At 42.3% G+C, this 24122-nt stretch carries 28 protein-coding genes and 2 pseudogenes; 18 read left to right on the forward strand and 12 right to left on the reverse strand.

Going from position 1 to position 24122, the window contains the following annotated elements; genetic code table 11:
- The 4 genes from CDC33_RS37300 to CDC33_RS37320 all read right to left on the reverse strand — a co-directional run.
- Nucleotides 1–360 (reverse strand): tetratricopeptide repeat protein (locus tag CDC33_RS37300; RefSeq protein ID WP_146195949.1); only part of this gene is annotated, 360 nt, incomplete at its 3' end.
- A 538-nt stretch (nucleotides 361–898) separates the two neighbouring features.
- A complete protein-coding gene (locus tag CDC33_RS41515; RefSeq protein ID WP_280524487.1) occupies nucleotides 899–1024 on the reverse strand; it encodes a hypothetical protein in 126 nt (41 codons plus the stop codon).
- Between the two features lie 1313 nt (nucleotides 1025–2337).
- Nucleotides 2338–4977, reverse strand: coding sequence for a relaxase/mobilization nuclease domain-containing protein (locus CDC33_RS37315; protein ID WP_109013566.1), 2640 nt, complete (start codon nucleotides 4975–4977; stop codon nucleotides 2338–2340).
- Nucleotides 4955–5407 (reverse strand): plasmid mobilization protein, encoded by a 453-nt coding sequence (locus CDC33_RS37320; RefSeq protein ID WP_109013567.1) that lies wholly within the window; start codon nucleotides 5405–5407, stop codon nucleotides 4955–4957. Before CDC33_RS37320 ends, CDC33_RS37315 begins: the two co-directional genes overlap by 23 nt.
- 551 nt (nucleotides 5408–5958) lie before the next feature.
- On the opposite strand from CDC33_RS37320, the gene CDC33_RS37325 reads away from it, so the two are divergent.
- From CDC33_RS37325 to CDC33_RS37335, 3 genes are read left to right on the forward strand one after another with little or no spacing between them, the layout of a single operon-like run.
- Nucleotides 5959–6453, forward strand: coding sequence for a hypothetical protein (locus CDC33_RS37325; RefSeq protein WP_109013568.1), 495 nt, complete (start codon nucleotides 5959–5961; stop codon nucleotides 6451–6453).
- Nucleotides 6450–7271, forward strand: coding sequence for a hypothetical protein (locus CDC33_RS37330; RefSeq protein WP_109013569.1), 822 nt, complete (start codon nucleotides 6450–6452; stop codon nucleotides 7269–7271). Before CDC33_RS37325 ends, CDC33_RS37330 begins: the two co-directional genes overlap by 4 nt.
- Complete coding sequence (locus CDC33_RS37335) at nucleotides 7255–8001, forward strand: hypothetical protein (RefSeq protein WP_109013570.1); 747 nt, start codon at nucleotides 7255–7257, stop codon at nucleotides 7999–8001. The genes CDC33_RS37330 and CDC33_RS37335 overlap by 17 nt, the downstream gene beginning before the upstream one ends.
- 115 nt (nucleotides 8002–8116) lie before the next feature.
- On the opposite strand, the gene CDC33_RS37340 is transcribed toward CDC33_RS37335, so the two are convergent.
- The 6 genes from CDC33_RS37340 to CDC33_RS37370 form a co-directional block, all read right to left on the reverse strand.
- Nucleotides 8117–8482 (reverse strand): hypothetical protein, encoded by a 366-nt coding sequence (locus CDC33_RS37340; RefSeq protein WP_109013571.1) that lies wholly within the window; start codon nucleotides 8480–8482, stop codon nucleotides 8117–8119.
- A gap of 240 nt (nucleotides 8483–8722) precedes the next feature.
- Nucleotides 8723–11443: a DUF3854 domain-containing protein gene (locus tag CDC33_RS37345; protein WP_146195950.1), complete on the reverse strand. Its 2721-nt coding sequence runs from the start codon at nucleotides 11441–11443 to the stop codon at nucleotides 8723–8725.
- Nucleotides 11444–11678: 235 nt separating this feature from the next.
- Nucleotides 11679–11918: a hypothetical protein gene (locus CDC33_RS37350; protein ID WP_109013573.1), complete on the reverse strand. Its 240-nt coding sequence runs from the start codon at nucleotides 11916–11918 to the stop codon at nucleotides 11679–11681.
- Between the two features lie 214 nt (nucleotides 11919–12132).
- Nucleotides 12133–12372, reverse strand: a complete 240-nt coding sequence (locus CDC33_RS37360; protein ID WP_109013574.1) for a helix-turn-helix domain-containing protein — start codon at nucleotides 12370–12372, stop codon at nucleotides 12133–12135.
- A gap of 202 nt (nucleotides 12373–12574) precedes the next feature.
- The gene (locus CDC33_RS41830; protein ID WP_109013575.1) at nucleotides 12575–12736 is read right to left on the reverse strand and encodes a type II toxin-antitoxin system antitoxin; all 162 of its coding nucleotides are present in this window, start codon (nucleotides 12734–12736) and stop codon (nucleotides 12575–12577) included.
- Nucleotides 12737–12919: 183 nt separating this feature from the next.
- Nucleotides 12920–13087, reverse strand: coding sequence for a ribbon-helix-helix domain-containing protein (locus tag CDC33_RS37370; RefSeq protein ID WP_109013576.1), 168 nt, complete (start codon nucleotides 13085–13087; stop codon nucleotides 12920–12922).
- Nucleotides 13088–13403: 316 nt separating this feature from the next.
- On the opposite strand from CDC33_RS37370, the gene CDC33_RS37375 reads away from it, so the two are divergent.
- The 9 genes from CDC33_RS37375 (at nucleotide 13404) to CDC33_RS37410 (ending at nucleotide 19576) form a co-directional block, all read left to right on the forward strand.
- Entirely contained in the window at nucleotides 13404–13976 is a 573-nt protein-coding gene (locus CDC33_RS37375; protein WP_109013577.1) for a hypothetical protein, read from the forward strand.
- On the forward strand, nucleotides 13963–14235 hold the full coding sequence (locus CDC33_RS37380) for a hypothetical protein (RefSeq protein WP_244919595.1): 273 nt from the start codon (nucleotides 13963–13965) through the stop codon (nucleotides 14233–14235). Before CDC33_RS37375 ends, CDC33_RS37380 begins: the two co-directional genes overlap by 14 nt.
- Before the next feature lie 327 nt (nucleotides 14236–14562).
- Nucleotides 14563–15075, forward strand: coding sequence for a hypothetical protein (locus CDC33_RS37385; protein WP_109013579.1), 513 nt, complete (start codon nucleotides 14563–14565; stop codon nucleotides 15073–15075).
- A gap of 12 nt (nucleotides 15076–15087) precedes the next feature.
- Nucleotides 15088–15756, forward strand: a complete 669-nt coding sequence (locus tag CDC33_RS37390) for a hypothetical protein (protein ID WP_109013580.1) — start codon at nucleotides 15088–15090, stop codon at nucleotides 15754–15756.
- Nucleotides 15757–15802: 46 nt separating this feature from the next.
- A complete protein-coding gene (locus CDC33_RS38120; RefSeq protein WP_146195951.1) occupies nucleotides 15803–16078 on the forward strand; it encodes a hypothetical protein in 276 nt (91 codons plus the stop codon).
- Nucleotides 16017–16658: a hypothetical protein gene (locus CDC33_RS37395; protein WP_109013581.1), complete on the forward strand. Its 642-nt coding sequence runs from the start codon at nucleotides 16017–16019 to the stop codon at nucleotides 16656–16658. Before CDC33_RS38120 ends, CDC33_RS37395 begins: the two co-directional genes overlap by 62 nt.
- Before the next feature lie 64 nt (nucleotides 16659–16722).
- Nucleotides 16723–17292 (forward strand): hypothetical protein, encoded by a 570-nt coding sequence (locus CDC33_RS37400; RefSeq protein ID WP_109013582.1) that lies wholly within the window; start codon nucleotides 16723–16725, stop codon nucleotides 17290–17292.
- Nucleotides 17289–18749, forward strand: coding sequence for a hypothetical protein (locus CDC33_RS37405; protein WP_109013583.1), 1461 nt, complete (start codon nucleotides 17289–17291; stop codon nucleotides 18747–18749). Before CDC33_RS37400 ends, CDC33_RS37405 begins: the two co-directional genes overlap by 4 nt.
- Nucleotides 18750–18910: 161 nt before the next feature.
- A complete protein-coding gene (locus CDC33_RS37410; RefSeq protein ID WP_109013584.1) occupies nucleotides 18911–19576 on the forward strand; it encodes a hypothetical protein in 666 nt (221 codons plus the stop codon).
- 325 nt (nucleotides 19577–19901) lie between these two features.
- On the opposite strand, the gene CDC33_RS37415 is transcribed toward CDC33_RS37410, so the two are convergent.
- On the reverse strand, nucleotides 19902–20495 hold the full coding sequence (locus CDC33_RS37415) for a hypothetical protein (protein ID WP_109013585.1): 594 nt from the start codon (nucleotides 20493–20495) through the stop codon (nucleotides 19902–19904).
- 494 nt (nucleotides 20496–20989) lie between these two features.
- Here CDC33_RS37415 and CDC33_RS37420 point away from each other — a divergent pair, with 494 nt between their 5' ends.
- The 6 genes and pseudogenes from CDC33_RS37420 to CDC33_RS41835 form a co-directional block, all read left to right on the forward strand.
- A complete protein-coding gene (locus CDC33_RS37420) occupies nucleotides 20990–21271 on the forward strand; it encodes a UPF0175 family protein (RefSeq protein WP_109013586.1) in 282 nt (93 codons plus the stop codon).
- A gap of 275 nt (nucleotides 21272–21546) precedes the next feature.
- On the forward strand, nucleotides 21547–22128 hold the full coding sequence (locus CDC33_RS37425; protein ID WP_109013587.1) for a tyrosine-type recombinase/integrase: 582 nt from the start codon (nucleotides 21547–21549) through the stop codon (nucleotides 22126–22128).
- A 14-nt stretch (nucleotides 22129–22142) separates the two neighbouring features.
- The gene (locus tag CDC33_RS37430) at nucleotides 22143–22382 is read left to right on the forward strand and encodes a hypothetical protein (protein ID WP_109013588.1); all 240 of its coding nucleotides are present in this window, start codon (nucleotides 22143–22145) and stop codon (nucleotides 22380–22382) included.
- The gene (locus tag CDC33_RS37435; protein WP_109013589.1) at nucleotides 22379–22783 is read left to right on the forward strand and encodes a putative toxin-antitoxin system toxin component, PIN family; all 405 of its coding nucleotides are present in this window, start codon (nucleotides 22379–22381) and stop codon (nucleotides 22781–22783) included. The genes CDC33_RS37430 and CDC33_RS37435 overlap by 4 nt, the downstream gene beginning before the upstream one ends.
- A 174-nt stretch (nucleotides 22784–22957) precedes the next feature.
- Nucleotides 22958–23179, forward strand: coding sequence for a helix-turn-helix domain-containing protein (locus CDC33_RS37440; protein ID WP_244919596.1), 222 nt, complete (start codon nucleotides 22958–22960; stop codon nucleotides 23177–23179).
- A 106-nt stretch (nucleotides 23180–23285) separates the two neighbouring features.
- A pseudogene (locus tag CDC33_RS41835) lies at nucleotides 23286–23531 on the forward strand (hypothetical protein); the annotation flags it as partial.
- Between the two features lie 74 nt (nucleotides 23532–23605).
- Here CDC33_RS41835 and CDC33_RS37450 read toward each other — a convergent pair.
- A pseudogene (locus tag CDC33_RS37450) lies at nucleotides 23606–24122 on the reverse strand (tetratricopeptide repeat protein); the annotation flags it as partial.

Here is a 24122-nt window from a genome sequence, read left to right on the forward strand (position 1 = left end):
AGTGGCAACACCAGTGCGATCGCCCACAGCACGCAAAAGGGGCAGAGCTTGGTTGTAAAATTCGAGTGCTTTTTGCTTTTCTCCTAAAGCGTCGTAGTTAAACCCAAGCCCAAGCAGTGCAGTTGCTTCATTTTTTTGGTCTTTGAGTTCTCGTGCAATGGTTAAAGCTTGCTGTAATATTTGTATTGCCTTTTGGTGTTCCTGTTGCTGTGTCAGTTTTCTCCCTTGCTCTAGCAGACTTTCTGCTTCTTGCGATCGCGAATTTTGAGCCTGTCCCCAGGTAGGTTGAGCCATTAGCATTACTGTTAAAGGCGTTAGACAAATACCCAAAGCCAAAAAACTGGTAAGAATTTTTTTCATACAATAGCCCAAAGGTAGCTGTTTTCAATTGTGTGTTAGCAACATCAAAATATTTGGTCAAAGCTGGGATTCCTACCCTACGGGAACGCTAAGAGCGTAGGCGTAGGGGTATGAGTATCATCAGAACAGAAAACCGGGTTAAGCTTAAAAGCCTTATTAGGTAAGGATTTTCCCGACAACGAAGGTCATTGACTTTTAGCGATCATCGAGTCACTACTTAACGAGAAAATAAGGGTTTCCGCTTCTAAAAATGCTTGTCTTACTCATGTAATATCTCTTAACCCCGTTTTCTGCGCGAATGCTACTCATACCCCGTTATCCGAGCGTGGGATTTGTGACAAGACGGGCGATCGCTTGCGGCTTTCTTGTGATGCAGATGTTCTATAATCCAAGCAAAGCTTCAATTGTGGGAATTTTTCCTTCCTCCTTCCTTCTGCCCTCTGCCGTCTGCCTTCTGCCTTCCCCCAGCCAAGATCACCAAAAGTTGCCAAGAACCATAATGTGGTTTCAAAAATGGCTTGTTTGCAGTTTTAACGATTTATGTTTGCAGTTCGCTACAGCTAGGTGTGCCAAAGAAGGTATCTGCACCAGGAGTTCCAGTCAGGTTGCCAGGGGTGCCACCACTGCCCAGATTTGTCCCCCCAAACACTACATAGGGCAGCACAGGCCGGGCTTGATATCAAAGTTTACTGTTAAATAATGCGCTAATCGACCCGATTACCGCGGTAATCACTATGGTCATTACGCTAAACAATATGTCTTCAGGAAACACGAAGAAAGGCTGGAACTCTTTACCTCTTATATATAGGCGAATGCCAGCAACAACCGTCCCAACACTCGCCCCTATTAACATGGCTCTCGTTGTACCGGAATTTGTCAACACTACGACTAACCCAATACTCCAACCTATTATAAAGCCACCAACTCCCCCAAAAATTGTATTTATTATGGTGAGTCCTTTCATAGAGTCAGGTAAACCTAACCACGCTGTAATGTGCATCAGAAGTGCAAAGCAAAGCGTCCCGCAAAGTCCGCCAATAAGTGTACTTCCAATTACCCGTAAAAATAGTTGCATAAGGTCAGCCTTAAACTAGGTATAACATTCTTACAAAAGATAAAACACGTTATTTTCATGCTAGAACGATGCAATGAAAAGAGAAATACTCAGTAACAGTAGAAACACTATAGGACTCATATTTGATTTCTGAAAAACCAAATTGGCTAGAAGCTTGCTATACAAAGGTTTGTTTCTCAGTATAATTAGCAAGATTCAAGTACGATTCCTATATAAGAACAATAATGTTAGGTAATTTATTTTAGGTTAAGTTATAGACAAGATTATCAACTGGCATAAACTAAACCTTGATAAACAAAAAATAAATATTTTTAATTGAATTTTATTGAAGTAAAAAAAAATTCCAAGTACTGATCTGACTGAAGCTTTAGCTATGACTTGACACTTTTTGAAAATTATTTTCTTAGATAAAAATATTGTGACAAAAACAAAAGTGTCTGTTAATCTTAGGCATCCATCTACTCATGCACCCACTCGGCGCGGAACTAGTGAGTGCTGTCAGGGGTAAATATAGCGTAGCTGACACCAGGGGCAAGATAGGCTGAAAGTATTACTGTATAAGCTTTCTAACTGTCGCTTTTTGATAAATCATCTAAGCCTTGTTTGCTTCTTGTTAGAGAAGGGGTATGAGTATCATCAGAACAGAAAACCGGGTTAAGCTTGAAAGCCTTATTAGGTAAGGATTTTCCCGACAACGAAGGTCATTGACTTTTAGCGATCATCGAGTCACTACTTAACGAGAAAATAAGGGTTTCCGCTTCTAAAAATGCTTGTCTTACTCATGTAATATCTCTTAACCCCGTTTTCTGCGCGAATGCTACTCATACCCCTGTATTTGAAGTTGATGATAATAACTCATTCTAGTATGTTTAATTGGCAGTGATTTCAAGTTGCGCCATCGGTTAGAGAGAGATACCTTTAGTCTGTCTTCTTTCTTGTCGAAGAGCCTCTGATATTATTTGTTGCAATACACGTTCTGCTTTTTGCCAAAGCTGAATATCTTCTCTTTCTACTGACCCAATATAAATAGGTGAATACTCAAGCTCACCTGACTGGTTTCGGTTGACTGCCACTCGAAAAATTTCACCTCGTTCATCATGGGTAAATACCAACTCTTTATCCTGCTTCTCCAGAGTGGCACGTTTAAATCTAAGGCTATTTGAGCCACTTTCTCTTAGCTGCCAGTTGATTAATTTAACAGCAATAGGCACAGCCATAGCTAAGAATTCCGACTCAATACGCTGCTTTTTTGTGAGTGACTGTTCTGGTTCTGACTTTTGAGTTGCCAGTTGATTGCTAGCGATAAGTACCAATTCTCTAGCTTCATCTTGTGTCCATCCGGCTGGACTGGCTTGGAGAATTTCTTCAACATCAAGAGCTGCTTTATCATCTTTGAGCGCCCGTATAGCAACTTTTTTATCTCGGTCAGTCACTAATAAGTTTTGCAAGTCGGCGCTGTAATACTCATATAACTCGGCTGAAAGTTCTTCTTTTAGCTTTGGTTTATCTGTGGTTATAGTTGGAGTTTGATTAAGAGCAATTGCGTCTACTGTTTTTTGCGATCTATGGAGTTGCTCCAAATAAACAATCGCTGCTTCCAGGTCGTCGAATATGGTTCTTCCGGCTGATAGCTGCTGCTGATTTTGAGAAAGTTGTTGTGTTAATTCTAATACTGTTTCAGTTAAGGCAGATTCAACAGTCGATTGCTCAACGTAATCAGAAATTGATAAGATAGCTTTCTTCTCTATATGGGATTGTAACTCAGTATTAATCACCAATTCGAGGTCGTCAAATGTGGTTCTACCTGCTGATAGCTGCTCTTTGTATTGAGAAAGTCGTTGCGTTAATTCTAATACTGCTTCAGTTAAGGCTGACTCGACAGTTGATTGCTCAATATAATCAGAAATTGATAAGATAGCTTTCTTCTCTAGATATGATTTTAACTCAGTCGCAAGCACTGCATCCAGGTCATTAAATGTAGCTTTAGCTGTAACAAGTTCCTCTTTGTATTGAGAAAGTTGTTGCGTTAATTCTAATACTGCTTCAGTTAATGCTGATTCAACAGTTGATTGCTCAATGTAATCAGAAATTGATGAAATAGCTCTCTTCTCTGTATAGGATTGTAACTCAGTTGCAAGCACTGCATCCAGGTCATTGAATGTAGTTTTAGCTGTAACGAGTTCCTCTTTGTATTGAGAAAGTTGTTGCGTTAATTCTAATACTGCTTCAGTTAAGGCTGACTCGACAGTTGATTGCTCAATATAATCAGAGATTGATAAGATAGCTTTCTTCTCTGTATGGGATTGTAACTCTTGAGTAATCGCCGATGATAGCTCGTCGAATGCGGTTCTACCTGCTGATAACTGCTGGTTATATTGAGAGAGTTGTTCTGCTAATTGTGGTAACGTTTCAACCAAGGCATTATCAACTGCTGACTGTTCAATAAAGTTAGAGATTGTATTTATGAGTTCTGAACTTGCTCGTTGTTCTGCATCTGATTTAGCTGGGTCTATCTGGTGTTTAGTTTCGGCTATAGCTTGAGCTTCTTTAGGTAATGTGGTTGATATTATTTGTTGATTAACTTGGTTATTATCTACAAATTCTAAGAAATTATTTAAGCGTTTAATCTCGCTATCGTCCCGTAAGGAGTCATAATTTATCCCCAATTCTGTCTGAAGCTTTGTAAATGAATACTTATATTTATTGAGATTCCCTCCCTGTTTCCAGAGCAAACGAGGGCTACCATCTTCATTAACTGAGCCAATATCAATACCAAACTTGATACCTCTTACCCCACCGTGACCGTAATAACTAACGATAGCTTTGACTTGATGCTCTCTCCATAACTGCTCAATTAGCTGGGGCATTGTGGGTTTATCTGCTGCCACTTGCTCAATCGCCCGTCGCATTATTTCTTCGCCTGGAAGTCCCAAACTCCCGACTCGTTCCAGTTGATTCCGAGTCATAGCCTTTTGCTTACTCTCCCAACTACTTTGGACTGGGGTTAGCTGAAATTCTCGCTCTAGCAGTCGGGCGGAGTGTTCCGAATGGGCGTAATTGTTCCAGGTACGAATAGATTTACCATCTAGGTTATTAACTCTAGATGCAACAATGTGGGTGTGGTCGTGTTCTTTATCAGAGTGCCGCGCTATGAAGAAGTCATAAGCTGGTAGTTCAGTTTCTATAAAGTCATCAACTAGCTCTTTTAGTTTGGTGTCAGCTATCCTTTTCTCAGGCTGTTTAACTTGAGCTTCATCACCCTGAAGCCGCGATAGTACAATGACCGATGCCAAGTGACGTTGGGATAGATTAGCTAATTCGTCATCATTTAGCGTTCTATCATTTTTCGGTACACTAAGCATTAAGTGATAGCATGGGTCTTTTAGCTGGGGGTTAAGGTGGGCTGATAGGGTAAACTGCTCTACCAGTTCATTGGTACTTCTCCCGTACATATTCCCGCCAATGATTTTGGCTTTCTCTTTCTCAAGCACATATTTCGTAGTGCCACGAAATGATTTGTTAGCCTTGACTTTGGTAATCATTGCGCTGTCCCTCTACCGTAGGTTGAGTGAGTGATTGGCGAGTATGCTCTAAAAGTGTTGTCAGTTCTTCAAGAGTTTTCAGATATGATTTGACCTCGTTAGTCAACGGTTGGCTATCAATTTTCACAGCTTCGTTGATAGCCCTAGTTTGCTGATTCAGGTTGTTCCCAATCTTCTTTAGCTCGTATATAGCCTGTCGGTTAACTTCGGGAATGACTAATTTAGGATGTGGTAGAGGGTAATCAAATAATCTTGCTCTGATATAGTCACTTTGCACCACTCCACTGCAACGCTGCTCTAGTCTAGCTTTCTCGGCATAGCTAGCCCTAAATGTGATGGTTAGTTCTCGCTTTTCATCTGGTGATACTGACCGATTGGTTAATGTGTCAGCTAGTTGATTACTGAGATTGGTACGAGGATCGGCTTGCATAACTAGTTAGGAGTTTGATTATTTGATTTTTTCTTTTTCACCGGGTTATTCGCTGTAGCTGCTACGGCGCTTTGCGCCGAGCAGGTAGGCGAATAACCCGGAACTCTCTTGACTTATTAACGCCTTGATAAGAACGGTTTTTCGGGGGTTTGGGGGACACCCCCAACAAGCAACCACGCCGCTTTACCCGGAGGGTAAAGTAGCACGAAGTGCGTTACGGCGTATTGCTTGCCGTTTGCCCCCACGACAGGCTAGGGTAAACCAGAACCAGGAGACACAACCGGAGACTGGAGGAGTATGAGACTTTGGCGAACCACGAGTGACTCTGTGCAATAACTTCGGTGTAACCGAAGGCTTGGTCTATTGGGCAATGCTGGCCATACTAGTGATACGAAGGATGTTGATTCATGGGTAACTGCTTTTTTAGACTAGTCTACCTCACGAGGATACAAATCATTTTCTGTTGATATTTGTCACATCACGACAAGAAACTTAAACTTTTTTTGGGCACGATTTTTTTACAATGGAATAATTTATTACTAGTGCTGAATATGTCGCGCAAACCGAAAGCTGTCCCTTTATCAAAAATAGAAGATATTCAAACCAGTCTTAAACACTTTGCGGCGACTCCTAAAACTATCAGCGTGTCAGATTTAGTCCTCAGTTTGGCTAAACCTATTCAAGATATGTTGGATGCTGGCTACTCTTATGACGATGTTTCTGATGTGTTTAAAGGTCATGGGGTAGAACTAGCGGCCAGTGGTCTGAAGATTTTTCATAAAAAAGCTTCAACAATAACGGAGAATAGTTCGAGTAATGAATCATCAGATAAAGCGGTTGATGAATCAGTTAATTCTGACTCCTCGCCAGAATTAACAGATTCATCAACCTCAAATAATGACTCAGTTTTACCAGTAGAACCGGATAGTTCACCAATTGATAGTAGTGAACCATCCGGCTCATCATCAACTAAAACTAGTAGACGAAATAAAACAACACCTAAGACTTCTGCCCAATTTAATATCACTGATAGGAGCGAAATATGAAACGTATCGTGATGATACTGGGGGGTAAGGGTGGTACAGGTAAGACTGCCTTTACTCGCTTGCTACTGGATGTAATGCACAATAAAGGAATTAATTATCTAGCTTATGATGCAGATACAGAGAATCCCGAACTGTACGAGTATTATCAAAATTTTGGCTCAGGGGTAAGGCTGTTGAACTTTCTGGAAGTAGCAGAGGCGAAACGCTTCTTTACGGAAATTAAAGCCGAATCGCCAGACTCAGTAATAGTAGATATGCCGGGGGCATCAAGCAATAAAACCAGGGAGATTATCAGTAAGTTTGGGCTATTCAAAATTGCAGGTGATTTGGGTTATAGGGTAACGCTGGTGACTGTGCTTAACCTGGGGTACTCGGTGATAACCAGCTTAAAAACTATGGCTGAGTTCTGCGGCGCTCAAGCTGATTATGTGATTGTGAAAAATCTCTGCTGGGATAAAGGTTCAGGTTTTCAGCGTTGGGAGAATAGCAAAACGTCGGCAGCTATAGCCGAACTAAAAGGTATAGAAATAGAAATGCCAGAGCTAGACTACTCGACCTTTGACACGTTGACAGAGAAAGGTCTACCTTACTCGGCTGCTACAGAAGAGAACGGATTTCCCTTTGGAGATTACCTGCTAGTGAGTGGATTTTTGGATCAGGCTAAACCAGAGCTTGAAAAGGCTGAGGTTTATTTGGGGTTGCAACAACCATCAGTTATACCAGATGCTTTAGAGAACACTACGACTTCAAAACCAGCAAAAACCACTGCGTCTACTTCTCGTCGGGGTCAGAAGAAAACTAATGAGCAACAACAATAATGGCAACGGCAATCACAGCAATCCTCACTCGGAAACTGCCAATTTAGTAGAGGGTAGTGAATTGGGTGAGGTCAAGATAGCACTAGGCAGATTATATAAAGAATTTGAAAGTTTTAAGCAATCACAGAAAACTGAACGCGAAAGGGATAGGGCGGAGTTACAAGCATGGGCGCAAACGAATTTAATTCAGAATCAACTCCTAAGCAAAGCGATGGTGACAATCGAGATGCTGACGGGGGAATTGAAGAATCAGAATCTCTCCTCTCACGAGTACGAGCAGAACAACGAGAATTTGAGACAAGAATTAACTCCCTTACTGACGCAGTTAAAGAATATGCCCAAGTCCTCAGCGACATTAGAGAGCTTAGAGTTCAAAGGGCTGAAAAGCGAAATCTCACAGTTAAAGTCGAACTGGAACGACCTGTTGATTCACACGAAGAACTTGACTACGGTTATTCAGGAGTTAAAGAACAGCCCTCCCCCCAAACCCATCACCATAGAGAAAGAGGTTTATCGCTCTGAACCCATAGGGAAATATGGGACGATGGGGTTATTTACTGCATTATTTAGTTTGTCAATTTTCTTTCTACTCAATCAATTTATTCCGGTAAAAATATCGGATGATTTCAATAATTATCTACAAGCTATCTGGCAGCGCACTGGTTTTACTAATACCAAGTTACAGAGAGTTGAACGATATCTTGGTACTGACAAGAACCGCCAAAAATAAGTGAACTATAGCGGCTAAAATTCCGAATTTTAGCCCTAACTTCAACTTTTTAAGTTGTTTTAGCACCGACGCTTATTCTAGTACTGCTGTTCATTGTTTTTAGCACTTAGTAGATTTAACTCAGTTTTGGGCTGAACGTTTTCCCAGATTCTTCGTCTACCATCTGTTGAATATCTGGATGGAGGTAGTATCCTCCATCCCGAAAAACTAAATTTTTCTGGTCAATCAAAGATTGCAAAACTCTATCAAACTGCTCTGTGGTAAACAGGTACTTAGCTGGATTAAAACCCCTGTTGATGAAATGCACACTGCGGATAAACAATTCTGTGTAATCGTGGATATTTTCAAGCTGCACACCCCAAACTATGGCAGGCGGTAAAGCCTCATCTTTGGGTTGTACTGCTCCTGCCATCTTGATTGTTTCTTCAGTAATAGCGTTACCACTCCTGGCAACTTTTTTACGTCGTTGTGCTTTACCCATCTCTAATCCTCACTGCACGTCCGATAAGCCTATTCTTGTTAGATGACACTTGTAATAGATGTGGTTTAAGGCTAGTGCCATCGAGTCAAACGACAAATCAAGTAAAAATTTTACCTTTATAATGCTCAGTTTTAACGCTCCTGACAACGCCCTTTTTACCGTCAATAGCCAGCCCTAAAGTATGGGAACGATCTAACTCGTGTCCAATATTTAATACTAAATACTGGATCTGTTTTCTCATCAAATGTCCAACCAAGGGCGCAGATGAGCGCGTCTAACCCTCGCCCCTGGCTTTTGTTTAGTACCGATGCGGACATCATTTGATTGCCCGCACTCCCAGATGTAGACTAGTTCGCCGTTGTAGTCAGCTTGAGAGTCCGCGCCGAGTCGCCACACGGTATTAGCTGCATCCTTAATATATTGGAGTCGTTCAGGGCTGAAACCTTTGGTTATTTGCTGTAATTCAGCACTATCAAGGCTTAGAACGATTTCGCCCAAGGCTGACTTGTCCTCCCAAGCCTCAATAATTCGTTGTGTGGTGCTGACTTCTTTTTGTGTGGTGCTGGCATGGGTGCTGGCTGAAACTCTTGCTGGTGCTGGATGTGCTGACTGTGCTGGCTTATCCTCCTGATTTTGACTGCTAGTAGTGTTCATCAAGTAGTGTTGGTTGGTGGTGTCAACTGCGTTACTATGAGCCAAAAGGTCAGCACCGCCCTGAAAATCAGCACTATCAACACTTTCGGTTAGCATTTCAGTCAGCACTGGGTTAGCACTACTTTTACTAAGGTCAGCATTTAGGTCAGCATCTTTTTCTGACACTAAGAGCGGAAAGTCATGTCCTGGCTGCCGAATAGCAATTTTAGTGATAAAACGTCCTTTCTTGTTTCTGACTTTTGCGGCATTAATATTGAGTTGAGATTTCAGCAGATTGAGCAAAATTGCTGAGAATCGTTGCTTGGTCATGATGCCGTGAGAATTACGCTGCGCCCATTCGCAGTAGTTAGGATAGAGGAACAATTCAGCACTTTGACCGTTATCACCGATTTGCGTTTGTGCGTTTAGGTCATAGTAAAGACAGTCATTAGCCCAATCCGCCAGAGGATTAGTGCTTAACAATACCTCTGTGCTAAATGAGGCGAGTGAAGGTACTAGTTTGTTAGTGTCACCCACATAAGCGGCGACATCTTTTGCTGGCATCTCTAAAACCCATTGCAATACCCCAGGCAAGTATGGTTGAAATTCCTTTTCTAAAGGGCGGCGCTCATTTTGAGGAACCACCCGCTCAAAAGGCATTGACAGACGACGGCGGGCCAGCGCGTTAGTGTAATCACTGCTTTGAATGATTTCGTTAGCGGCAATCCAGACCACCCCACTAAATCTAAAGCTGCCTGTTTGCTGGATTCCTTTTTTCTCGTGTCGCAGCTCATCATCGCCGGTCAATTTCTTGAGAGTGCTAACATCACCTGTGTAGCGCTCAGAGTCAGTGATAAACACAGCTTTCTTGCCGTAGAGAGCCGCAGTTTCAAAGCGGTTTTGCTCCAACTGCTTCAGTTCTGTAATTGCGTAGTTTTCCCTGCCAAGTAGCGCTTGTACCAGCCGTAATAGAGTACCTTTGCCAGTGCCGCCAGCGCCCACTAGTTCCATGAATCGTTGTAACTCTCCGCCGCGTTCGGTGACGGTGGCATTGATGCCAGCGCGAATTACTTGCACCCAGTCAGCTTTACCTTCGCAAGCTTCGAGCAACCATTCTTTAACTGTTTCACAACCTACACTGCGGTCAGCCCATTTAAAAGGTAGCTGACTAAGCATTCTGTATCCCGGCTCATGTGGATACTCTTTGAGGGTATTAACATCAAGCACACAATCCTGAAGACAAATAAAGCCTTTGCGGACTTCCCAGTGATTAACCCTGAGCTTGGCCTTGAGTAAAGTCAAAACGCCGTTGACAAACTTGCTGGAAAAATGGCGTGTCCGCGTTTCTAACTCTGTTAAAACAATTGACATCGCCTCTTCGACGGGAATTTCACCCCAGACCCCGCGTTTATTTTCTGCTTCATACCAGTACCAAGCTTTGTTTGCTACGTGCCAAGCCAGTCTTGCGCGGTAATCTTCGGCGATTTGTGCAGCAAAAACCGACTCTGACAAGGTTTTGTTATCAGAATCGTCTTCTTTGAACTGACGTTCCCAAGTTTCAAAGTTAACAGCTAATCGTAACACCTTGTCTCTGAAAGCGTCGCCGCCGTTGGACTGAATGTAATCGTCCATCCCTTTCCCCTCTGCTGCACTCCATAAGCCCGTGGCAATGTACACAGGCACTTTAAACTTAGCTAATTGACAAGCCAGTTTTCTCTGTGCTGCAATCACATTTTTGTTAGCCTTGGCGCATTCGTCTGCATCAAATGCAATAATCCATCCAAAGCCATTACGGGCTAAAAATTCTAGGGTATCAACTAAGAAACGTTTCCCCTGCGGGTCGTTAGAAGCGGATGTTAGCCCTTGCTCAACACCAGCGAGGGCTACTGTGGGGAATCCGTTAGAACAGCCGGCGATCGCCTTAAATAGCCCCTCAGAGAGAAGTAAGCAGGGATGACCGTTTATGTGATAGCAAAGTGCTTTGAGTGCCTCTAAATCCTTCCAGTAGCCTGGATTATGAGGATGACGGGGTAGCATTGCGTCATATTCTTCCCTAGTTGCTGTCCGATATTTGGGCGCTTTCTTCTCGTCTGGGCTTTTCCAGGGCTTGTTAGGGCGGTACTGCCCAAAACCGTTGCTTCCGGATAGCCAGATGCCAGCAGAAAGCGCTGTGTATCCTAAGCGCTGGGTCGCTTCTTTGATTTCCATTGAGCGACAGTTAACAGCTATCCACTCTGGACACAAGCCCCGGTTTGTTACGCACTCTTTATAATGTCTGTCTGTAAGTCTATTAGCGGTCAGGATTGCAGTTGTCTGTATTGTTTTCACTTTTTTTACTCCGAATTTTTCAAAATCCGGGTAACTCCTTATTGCAACACGACCGCACAACTGGTTAACATAGAGTCAGCGATCGCGGTTCCGAAAAGTCCTACCACAGACAATTCGTTTCGGAGTTACCCCCGTGAGAATTTTTCAAATGATGGAACCCGCTTAACTTCCCGGTCGAGCGGGTTTCGTCATTTTTGAAAGAGTTTCCCTAATGGGTGTATGGGAATTCCCATCATCAAGCTACATCCAAAACTATGAAACCCTTGCTACACCACTGAACTAACAGCCATCTGTCAGATTCTTTGTCTAAAGCTGGCTTTAGTCGCTGGGCGAAAAAATCTTCCCATGCTTCTACGCCGTGTTGTGTAACGAATTGTTTTTCAACTTCTTTAAAACGTTCCCAGTTACGCTCCGCGATCGCGGTCAGCATTGGGATTAATTCGCTTACTGGTATCTGAGTAGTTGTTTCACTCATCTGGGTGTCCCTCAAAAATACAAATAATTGGTAAAGGTTCTATCTTGGTATCAACAACTTTAACTAATCGTATTCCCCTTTTTCTGCCTATCCTTTTGCAGTGTTGCTCTGAAGCAGCAGGCAGCCAATATCTAGTCTCAGCTAGTGGGTCAAACTTGCCCTCAACACGCTCTATACCGTCGTTTGCCTGATTTCCCTCGGTCAGATTCCCTCCTTATTTTGTTTTTTGTACGCGATCGCTGACTTCTTCTGGTGGAACCCACTCGATTAACTCGCTAGGTTGAACGCGATAAGTGTCACAAATTTTGTTCATCGCGGTTACGTGTGGTACTTGCCAGGGATTGTCATACAAAGCGTAAACTGTGGTTGCAGATAGCCCTGTATCTTTTCTGAACTGATAACGGGTAATGCCCCTATCATCAACAAACTGCTTGATTTTATTCCTAACTGGCATCAATAACAAGTAACTGATATTAACAGCTAATTCTGTTGCAGTTTATCAGCATTTGAAAGATACCATTCGGTTGATAGCTAACTTTACTTGACATTATCAGTTGGTTGATATTAATATATTAGTGTCAAGGTTATCGATACGTCAATAACTTAAGGCAGACGCAAGTAATACCCAAGCGCAAAACGCGCTTGGCGAGTTCCTTTTATTTGTCCTCCTTTTCCTCCTTTTTCTTGTCTATCGCTTGCTCAAGCAGCATTGTTATGAGGTTGTTAACGGTTCTATGCTCATCCTCAGCCCATTCCTTAAGAAACTCGTGCTTATCTGGGTCAAGGTAAACCATGACTCGCGGCTTTTTACTAGGCATCTCTACAGGTACATATAAGTACTATCGCTTGTCAGCAATTGTCACCTTAATAAGAAAATTTGGGAAGGGAGTTGCACTTGTTAGTACCTGCTGCTAGTATATTAGTGTCAAGGTTATCGATACGTCAATAACTTTGGTACTGCAAGCAAGTTCCAAGCGCAAAACGCTCTTGGCGGTTTCCTTTTATTTGTCCTCCTTTTTTCGTTCTTTATATTGAGCTATCCAATCCGCAAGCGCGATGCTAGCAAGATTGGAAACGGATCGTTGTTGCTCGTCGGCAATTGTCTGTAGGTCGTCTAATAATTCCTGTGATGCCAAATAAATTGTTAATCGTGGTTTTTTTGTAGCCATTACGCATAAAAAGTATGCTTCATGGAGCTATTAAATACCACTTCTAAGCTATTTGCAATTATTGTAAGCGAGGTGTTGACACTTAACTTAAATCCACTTACTATATTAGTGTCAAGGTTATCGATGCGTCAATAACTTAAGGCAGACGCAGTAAGACCCAAGCGCAAAACGCCTTTGGCGAGTTCCTTTCAAGGGTTGCAAGGGTTGCAAGCGCTGTTTTGACAGCATTCAACTATTCACAGCAATATCTGTATTGCGTCCGCTCTATATCTGCGGTCGCGGTAATTGTGCGTGTCTGCATCACGAGAGAGGATTCATGCATATAAATTTACGCAACTTAGAAGCAATCAACGAACTACCTCTTGAGAAAACAATGCTTAATCAAAATCAATTACGAAGGTTAGAAGCAGTAGATCGCTGGCTCAGAGAAATCCGAGATTCAGAAGAATTCAGACAACTGGAATACTCTCCAGATGTGATGCTAGGAGATGCAATTCAAGCAGTAGGCGAACTACTTGACGAACATGATTATTGTGATTACAAGTCCACAAATTTTACTGATTCAGAGTGGCATTCATATCTAGAACAGAAGCCAGTAATGCACATTCGCCGCGTGAAGACTTGGCGTGAAAAGATTAACTCATTCATACTCGATGCTGCGTCAGAAGTAGCAATTGTGAGCTTGGTAACAACTAGTTTTATGGTAGTTGGTTCTATCTTTTGTCACGGTTTTGACCGAATTAAGGAAAGCAGAGGTGAGGAATATCAGCCCACATGGATTTACAACGCCAAAATTTTTGAAGGAAGCGCGATCGCCTCTATCGCCGTCTTCCTGGGTGCAAGCTTAACGGGCGCGTGTGTTGCGGGAGACAAGAATGATGATCGATAAACAGCTTGTAGGATGCGTAACCCTCCTAAGCAAATCCAAAACCTACAGTATCGATGGCGCTCTCTATCGCTATCTCTATAGCAGCGACAGTATTAGACACACTCAGTACTATTTCCGTCCTTTACCGCGTCAGTCTAAGACTGCCGACTTAAAGCTCAATCGTGACAAAGTGCTAAGACGCTGCTACGAAGTGCCGAGCTTATATAAACAGCACACAGCAGAGATAACTAACAACTCAATACAGTTGAGTTTGTTCTAACCCTTGGTAACATCTAGTACCGCGCAAAACATCCAAAGGCTTTGGTACAAGCGCGTCAACTAGTCCAAAAGGGGCGTATTTGCGGGGGTAAACGAGAAAGTGTCAGTATGTCTTGAAAACTGACAAAGCTTGTTATTACGTGGTTATAGCCGATAAAACCAAGGCTAAAACATTTGTCTAAAGTCCAAGATCCAAGGTTATTGATAGTGCCTAGCTAATTTGGTGTATCAGGATAACTGTTTCTAGCTAAATAAGCCTGTCAAATAACTGGAATTTACGGATAGTCGGTCAATTTTATACACACTCAAGTAATAAAACAGAGTTAATGTGGCAACAAAAAAATATGTAGCTAAGTATCGCTTGCTCAAAGAAACTTACGAGGGCATCACGGGAAAAGGCATTTCAGATATCACTTGGTATCGCACAGTCGCATCCTTGAAGCAATATTTCTCGCTCTCCATTGAATCTGAAAAAGCCATAAGCATTGTTGAAACCTATGCAGGCATGAAGCGTAAGTGTCCAGCCTTTTCTTTTAGAACCTCTGATTTTAGCGAACGCTGGCAAGCCTTTAAACACTTCTATGATGCCGAAGAAGTTCAATACACAGGTCAACAATTCCTAGTAGCGCTAGCAGACTATCTAAAAATCAATCTTGACGATGTACCACGCAGCACTCGTTATTACTGGTTTAGCCAAGCAAATCTAAGTTATAACGCCCTTCACTCATATCAGAGCAAGGATTTAGCCCTTGTTGCGTTTGTTGCTGCTAAATGGGCAACCAACAGACGACCGCAACCGATGAAATCCGTAACGATCTCAGTTTTAACACTAACCCTCTAAGGAGCAATCATCATGTCTGACAAGTTCACTAACAATGTCCGCGCTCGTTTGTACAAACAGGGTTATCAAGGATTCACTAAAGACGATTATACGTCGGCAGCGATCGCTGTCGAGTGCGATGACCTTGACAATCCCACCAAAGAGCAATTGAGCCAAGCCGTTGATTATCTCAAAGTCAAATCGACAAGCCAATTATCTGTAACTGATGAACCCGTTGAAGAAACCTTTCTTGTAGGCGTAGAAGATGCACAACCTGACGCTGAACTTGATAATAGTCAGCTTACGGTCGCCTCACCAGAGATTAACAGCATCACTGTAACCAGCGATGATAAGCGTTCCTTTGTAACAGCCCAATCATCGGCGCTGGGGTTTGAGTTAACTGAACAAGAAACATTAAGTATCGCTCTTAACGTTGACGACACTTTTACCGACTACAGCCAATTTATCAGTACTGTAACGGCTGCAATCAAGAACTACGTTGACTGCAAATTTGATGTCATTGAGCAATCATTTGAGACTAACGCCCAAGACTTGCGAGAACACGTAACCAACAGGGCTTCTAGATTGAACCAAAAGGTTAATAACTTCTCAGGAGACATGAAAGCGGATATGGGAATCATCCGCCAAAACATTAAAAGCACCCAATTCTCAATCCTCGCAAGGCTCAAGGCGGCTCAATAGTAATGGCTTGACGCTGCTTGATTGCTTGTTTATTCGTTGGGTGAGGATGAGCTACTTCTCAAGAATTGCTGTTAGTTTGGGTGCGCTCGGTGCTGTGATTTTCCCCTTGTACAACTGCTTGTATCTGCCAATGCTAGAGCAATCAAGCTATCAGCAATATCTCAAACGAAAGTCAACTATTGAGCAGTATGTAAAGCGAATGGAGTACCACTGCAACCAAATATTTACCCCAGAGAAGGAATATCGCTGTGAAAAGTTCAATGAAGCTCAAAAATCAGGTAACTTCCAAATCACGCCACCTAGAGCGCCAATTAAAAACTAAATTTAACGCATCTACTAACTTACTAGTCAGAGCGCTAACAGGTGATAAATCAGCCCTGAAGCTGATAGGGCAAATGGGCAATGACGGGGCTAAGATTAGTGAATTCGCCCCGCAGGTTAGAGAGCAAATGTTAGCTGCTATCAAAGGGACTGAGGACTTAAACGTAGTCCTGGGCGATATCTACAAACAAGCTGGTGTTAGCGGTGAGAAGATTGAAAGAGCAGTGCAGTCAGCGATTTTAGCTGACACTCATCTAGCTAACATCCTAGAAGAGATGAAGCTTGATTTTGCTTCATCCAAGGAGAAAGAAGCGCTGCGCCATCAACAATCAACAGACCATCTATTGCTGAAAGCATGGGTGGATAAACACATGATGCAAGTTGACGGTGAATATAAGATGTTGCAGACAGAATTGCAGACAGACATTAGACAACAAACAATTGACCTGCAACATGATAGAGAACTGGGCAAGTATTACTTAGTTAGGGGTGATAACGCTCGTGATGATTTCAAGCCGAAAAAACAATATGCGGGACGCTCAATTGTACAAAAAATCAAGGATGCTCTAATAGGTTTCTAATAACTAAACCCGTCAGTAACTTTAGCCGAGCGCTGACGGGTTCGAGAAATACTCTGATACAGATATGACATACGACATTGATGATAGTCAAGAAGAAGTAGTAAGCGAAATCGCCCCAGATACGCCGTTACCAAAAGACTTAATAGAACATTTAGAGTCGCGCAAGCAGCACCGGAAAGATGTTATTAATACAACTGAAAAATTGACTAGGTTCTTTGTCGGTTGGTCGCTAAATTCTACGGGATTCTTTATAGCTAAATATCTCTTAATAACTGGCGGCGGCGTTAATCTCTGGTTGGCAATTTCGCTCTCATTTTCTATATGCAGCGTTGGCTCTTTGGCTGGGCTAACGGGCTTGAGAGTTAATTACAACAGTGACGGATTAGAGGTAGATAATATGCAAAATGTTTTAAAAACTGCTGGGGGCTTGGTGTTTGCAGGTATTACAACTTGGCTTGCAGTCAAAGACTATCAATATTTTGAGAATTTAACTAAAGAAACAGTGTCCCAGATTAGCCAAGACATCCAAACTATTGAAAAACAGAATCCACAATCAGACCCTTGGCTAAGTATTGCAGTCGCGTTGGCTTTATTCATTGGTTCCATTGCAATTATTTTTAAGGGGCGGGGATGAAACAGGGTGTTTTCGAGTTAGCGCTGGCTGGTGTATGTGGCATAGCCGCAATCATTGGGCTGGCAACATCGCAAACACGTCAGCCTTACGACCTGACACAGATTCAGTTCTGCCCAAGGTCAGCAAACGGCGTACACAGTCAAATAGCTTTGGATAAGCGTTTTTGCAACCAGCCGCGTTTTGTCCTTACTGAAGAATGGCAACGCTACGGATTGTATGGCAGCATCATTCCCTACAAGGGCGATGCTATTCAATGGGTGCGTGATTTGCCCACAGACAACCCTAATCAGTTGCTAGGATATGGGGTTGCAGTTATTGGGCTATGGGGTGTCGTAGGTTGTTTGCTCGTGCGTTCGCAACGCCTCAAGCGCACGGATTATGAATTGGGGGAACTCGAAAAGACTGGCGACTATGCAATTTGGCAGGAAAACAGATACAGACGCGAAATTAAGCAGCATTCAACCCAGCTTTATACTGAACGCTTAAAAGATGGATTAACTGACCTAGACGTTCATTCTCGTAAAGAATTGGGTCTAACCGATGAGGAAAACGAACGTGCTAAGGCTCGAATTCAGCTTGAAGACTTTATGAAAGCCCGTGCTGTTAATCATTCTGTGATGGATAAAACTATTGCTGAGAACCTTCGAGACAGGGCGAAAGCTGAACAAGAACGCAGTAAAATTGAGGGTAAAACCAAGGGCGCGATCGCAGACAGTGACAATCAGCAATCTGTTGACCAGCAACGAGCAACTGAACTCATAGAAGCACTCAAGAATCATGAGGATGGCTGGTTGTGGAAGATTATCGACAACTTAACCCCACTGTGGTTAATCGGTCGTCAGGGGTCAGGTAAAACTTATACGAGCGCGGCTATAGCTCTTGTGAGAAAGCATTGCTTAGGGATTCCCATCTACTACTTAATTGACCGCCACGCGACAGGGGACAACTCTTCATCTTGGCGATATCTTGATACTCAAAATATTGCCGAGTCAGAGTTAGAGATAGGCACTGCGCTTGATGCTCTCTGTGAACATTGGCTATTAAGAATTAAAGGTAAAAATGACCTAGAGCAATCTGCTCAAATAACGCCTGAACAAGTGCTGATTGATGAGTACACCAACCTGAAATCTTTGATTGGTGAACCCGCAGAAAAGTTTTACAAACTGCATCTGACAGATACCAGGAAAGCAAAAGTTTATGTGACTGGTATTACTCACAATGACACAAATTCCAGCTATCCAGAAGGCACACAAGCAATGAGAGAGGCGGGTACAATCCTTATTCAAAAATTCTCAGCTAACGGTAAAACCCCACTGTCCAGAATCAAGATTGTTCGTGGCTTACTTGATGACAACGGCGAGGAATTAAAAGAGGCAGAGCGTACACTGCCAAGCTGGTTTAACCCAGAGGATATTTACAACCATTTCAACGGCAAGCCGATTTATTTTGATGCGTAAATTTATGCGCTTCAATAATCCTGTATGACTTGAGAGGATTTGAATTTCCGAAAAAATGATAATCATCAGTTGTATCATGTAAGTAAGATTATATACTTTCTATCCATTTGAAAAATGCTAATCTAGGTTTATCCAAATCATCTTTGACGTAGCTGCTGAACATGAACAATATAGAAACTTCTGTTGCATATTGGTGCTTAGTCACAGAAGTAAATAACAAAATAGGTGCTTTAGTGGTAACTTACTTAGCTAGTAAAACCAAACTTTCTGAGCTTTACCAGAATCAAGACTGGTTTGATTCATCATTAAGTCGTGGCGAAAATAAAGATAGAATGAAGAGGACAGGAGGCGCACTTACTGGATATCAATCATTTTTGACAGAACTTACTATTATTGGATTATCTAAAACAATTGAAGATATAATTGTAGGTATTAAAGAAGAACTAAACTTTAGCTATAATATTTGGAAAGATAATAACATCACTTCAGCGTTTCATAAAGAAGCTAAAATAGTCAGGTCGCTTAATAATGTAATTAAGCATAATTATGGATATATTAGAAAGATAAATGAACCTTCAGGTAAATACCTTGTAGAAGAATGTGGATATCCTGATGATTTCCAAGTCTGTCTGCTTGAATCTTCCTCTTCTACAGTGTCATTTGATATGATTCAAGAAATAGCTCAAATATACATTTATCTCTTGAATTTACTAGCGAAAGTTGCTAATCAGCCTGTTTCTCCAATGGCTGATATTAGTGGCAATATGAAAGAAATAATTGTTAAAAGATTTATTCCAGAGCATTTATATCTAGATTTTAAACAATAATTATATCATTTTTTCTAGTGGGAACAAACTGGAATAATTACCCAGTGCGTAACTAAGTCAACATTTTTTAGAATTTGATTTTAATAATTAACAGCAAGCTGCATTGTTTATTTCATTAATAAAAGCATCAATCGCCATGATATCTGCCGACTGCCGCCCCATTTCAGGCAAGCTGAGGGTGCGTGAGCGTATCGCCCATAGTCTGGCTTTTTAGGCAGCAATTTATACATATACAACATCTTGTCTTACTCAGAGCGGTTCTGGCTTCCGAGTCTACACTGTTTTTTTGATAAGCTTTCTTGAAGTTTGGCAAAACTCACTTAGACTATTGCTTTTGCTCGTTCTCCAACACCGGGAAGTACCGCCGAGCGTTCAGGGGTTTCTTCCACCCAGTCAACTCAAACAGGTACTCATCAGGGTCAAGATTAAGCATCGTTGCCCATTGATTGATTTGACTGCCGTTGATGTTTATCCGCTCACACAGGTCAGTCTTGGTTAGCCCCTGTTTAGCATCATGATCAGAATATGAGAATTTGATTTTGCCTCTGGGTATGTCCTCAACCCTCTCTCTGAGAGATGATAATCCCGCGTTTATTAGGGCTTGCCGTAGCCCATCAATTTCTGTCCTAAGCGAGTTAATCTCATCATTGAATTCCCTTTGTTGCTCGGCTACGGTTGCCTCTAGACTATCAATTTCGGTGGTTTTAACCTTAAGCTGCTTTACCTCTTGTTCAAGGTTCTCTGGCATCACTTCAATCGGAATATTGCCCTCTAAATAATGCTCAAGTATAATTGTGAGAGCTTGAGAGGCTTTCTTGATTTTGTGTGTTTTCATCCACTTCTCTAAACTAGCGTAGAGGCTGAAGTCAAGGTATGCCGTAACTTTAGCGTGATTGTCTAACCAGTCTTTAGTAGCCATATACTGCTTGTTCTATATTGGTAATTTAAAGTCAGTTACGTTAAATTTAAAACAAATTAAAGTAATACACTGCTGTTTTAATAGTAATTTACTAATGCGCGTTCGCAGCTTGCTGCATTAGGTTAAGAAAATTAAAGTAAGTTACTAAAATTTAAAAGTATCTGACTCTAAATTTCTAAACAGCAAGGGGTATCTGAACTAGATTGAATAAGGCAAGCAGCTAAGAGCTATTATCAATTAAGTAAATTACAGCAGCAAATAATTTGAGCTACAGTCAGGTAATTATTTAAATAAGTTGCTTGCTTTAATATACTTGTAGATTATTAGTAAACTAAAGCAGCTTACTACAGTAAGTTACTCTCGCCTAAACCCAGATATAGAGCGGGTGTTATCTCAATCCGGGTTGCAGGTAGCACAACAAGCGCACCGGGGCAGCGATCGCTTTTAAAAAGAAATGGTTGATATTATTAATGCAGCAATTTAGGACATAAATCATGTCTAATGTCACGATTAACCTGCCAGAATCCGTGTTTAGCGCCCGTCGCCTGAGTCCAGAAGAGTTTGTGCGTGATATGCGCCTCGCTGCTGCTATTTACTGGTATCAGAAGCAGGAAATCTCAATGGAGAAAGCAGCCAACGTTGCTGGGTTAAACCGCCGAGACTTTCTAGCCGTCCTAGCCCGTGAACAAGTGGATGTCTTTGCTTTTGACGAGGATGATTTGCAGCGTGAGTTAAACCGTGGCGCTCACTGCCTGCTATCAACACATCCCCATTAATTTTTTTGACCAAGGGCGGCTTTCTTGATTTTTGGTAGGGGAATAGATTGACTACCAAGCCTTTAGCGGATCATACCTGATGATGGTTAACGTGCTGCAATCATAAGCAGGTTTTATCAGCCAACGGGATCATGCGGGTTGTAGAGGTTGTCTGTCCCTGATGAATACATAAGCATTCGCAATACGAGAGTCAGCCTAATTTGGCGCTCACGGCAGATTAAGGTAAAGGAGTGTTAGGCGAACAAAGTAATGTTAGTGAGCGTAAGATATTCCCTATGAAGATCAATCGCTTCGGCAAAGCCGAAATCCTAACCCCTCAAGAGATAACCTTACTATTTAGCGAAGGTTTTGTTAAGCCGCGCGATCGCGCTTTGTTTGGCGTGTGCCTCTACGCGGCTGCCCGAATCAATGAAAGCTGCACTTTGCAGAAGGGGGATGTCATCGGCACCAGGGGCATTAGACCCAAGCTGATTATCAGAGCCTACAACACCAAGGGGGGGCAGGATACCAGAGAAATTCAGGTGCATCCTAAACTGAAAGAATTTTTGTCAGAGTATAGTAATGAGCTATCTGGCAGAAATCCGCATTTGTTCCCCGGTCGTCACGGGCTGGGGCATATCCATAAGGCCAGTGCTGACCGAATATTACGTGAGGCACTGCGGCGGGTAGATTTGGATGAGCGCGGGATGTCTTCTCACAGCTTTCGGCGGACGGCGTTAACGTGGATGAGTGATTCAGGAGTACCCCTGCGCCACATTCAATCTATCAGTGGTCATCGCTCACTTGCAGCCCTGGAGCGATATTTGGGTGTGACTGAGCAGCAGAAAGAAAATGCCATCTCCACTTTAGTTTTTTAAGTCAGTAAGGAATTATGAACGCTTACAAAAAATACATCACCATTACAGATCCAAAGCAAGTAATATTATCTGATTTACCTTTTCAAGCAGGACAGCGAGTAGAAATAATTATCTTAGCTGAGGAGAACCCCAGAGCATCTATTAGTAAAAAACTGAGAGATTTATTTGAGCAAACACAGTCGCTACCAGGAGTACAAGATATTACCGAAGCCGAAATAGCAGCAGAGATTGAAGCTTACCGACGCGGAGAATGAAAGTTGTTATTGACACGAATGTTTTAGTTTCTGCTGTCCTTAAGGGTAGAGTACCAAGAGCAGTTATTCAGTTTATTTTTGATAATCCCGACTGGGAATGGATTGTTTCATTGGAAATTGTAGCGGAATATAAGGAGGTATTAAGTCGCCCAAAGTTTAAACTGACAGATGAAGTGAGAAACTCATGGTTTGAAATTATTGATACATTTGCGACGCTAATTGATGTCAATGTGTCAATTGATTTTCCAAGAGACACAAAAGATGCAAAGTTTTTAGCTTGTGCAGTAGCAGCCGAAGTAGATTTTTTGATTACGGGTGATTCGGATTTTAATCAGGCGCAAACTTTGCTAAATACAACGATTATTTCTGTGTCTTTATTTAACAAGTTAGTTTGCGATTGAATGTGACTCGCTCTCCAAGTCGGTAAATAGTAGTTTGACGACATTGAGGCAGAAGGGGCAGGGAGGAAGCAAACAGCACCAAAATAGAGCGATCGCCCTCACCCACCCTGACCAATATCGTCAAATGCCGCCACACTGTATGCTAGGATGACGGCGAGATTTGGCGGGAATCCGATGAACAAACAGGAAGCAGCAGACTTTCTTGGCGTGAGTGTCCGGGCGCTTGAGCGTTACGTACAACAGGGGCGAATCAGCGTTAAGTACGAGAAAGGGAAAACTCGCCCGACTGCCAACTTTGACCCCGCCGAACTGGAAGCATTCAAGTCAGAACTGAACCAACCGACCGTAAAACCAGCCTTTGAATCTCGTCAAATAACGGGTTATCTCAGCAATTAGGTGAAGATTATGCAATTTTACAAATAGACCAAGCTCCGGCCCATACTAGTAGTGCAATTAATTGGCCTGAAAATATTATTCCCCTGCAACAAAGCCGCCTCATTCCCCTGAACTTAATCCAATTGAAAGGCTTTGGCAGTTTCTCAAAAAATCTCTTAAAAATGAGCTTTTTTCTGGCTTGCAAGACTTACGCACTCGCATACAACAATTGTTCGAGCAATTAACATTTGAGCAGGTAATGTCTATCTCCTCCTATGACTTTATTTTAGAGGCTCTTTTCTATGCAGCTTCATATAAAATTGGTATTAGCAGCAGACTAGCTAAATTTGGAAATGCTAGGCTTTCAATCTAAAAGCGATCGCTTAAAACAAAAAGCATAGTACCCTTGTACTATGCCCAATCTAAAATGACCAATAATTATTCAGGGATTGATGATGGTCTTTCTCCTAAATCGTCGTAGACTAGACCGATATTATTGAGTGTAGTGGCTTCACCAGCGCGATCGCCCACAGCACGCCAAAGGGGTAGAGCTTGGTTGTAAAATTCGAGTGCTTTTTGCTTTTCTCCTAAATCGTCGTAGACTAGACCGATATTATTGAGTGTAGTGGCAACACTTGCCTTGTCGCCCACAGCACGCCAAAGGGGTAGAGCTTGGTTGTAAAATTCGAGTGTTTTTTGCTTTTCTCCTAAATCGTCGTAGACTACACCGATACTATTGAGTGTAGTGGCTTCACCAGCGCGATCGCCCACAGCACGCCAAAGGGGTAGAGCTTGGTTGCAAAATTCGAGTGCTTTTTGCTTTTCTCCTAAAGCGGAGTAGACTAGACCGATATTATTGAGTGTAGTGGCTTCACCAGCGCGATCGCCCACAGCACGCCAAAGGGGTAGAGCTTGGTTGTAAAATAAGAGTGCTTTTTGCTTTTCTCCTAAATCGGAGTAGACG

It is taken from the genome of Nostoc commune NIES-4072 (genome assembly GCF_003113895.1).
In the GTDB taxonomy this organism is placed as follows: domain Bacteria; phylum Cyanobacteriota; class Cyanobacteriia; order Cyanobacteriales; family Nostocaceae; genus Nostoc; species Nostoc commune.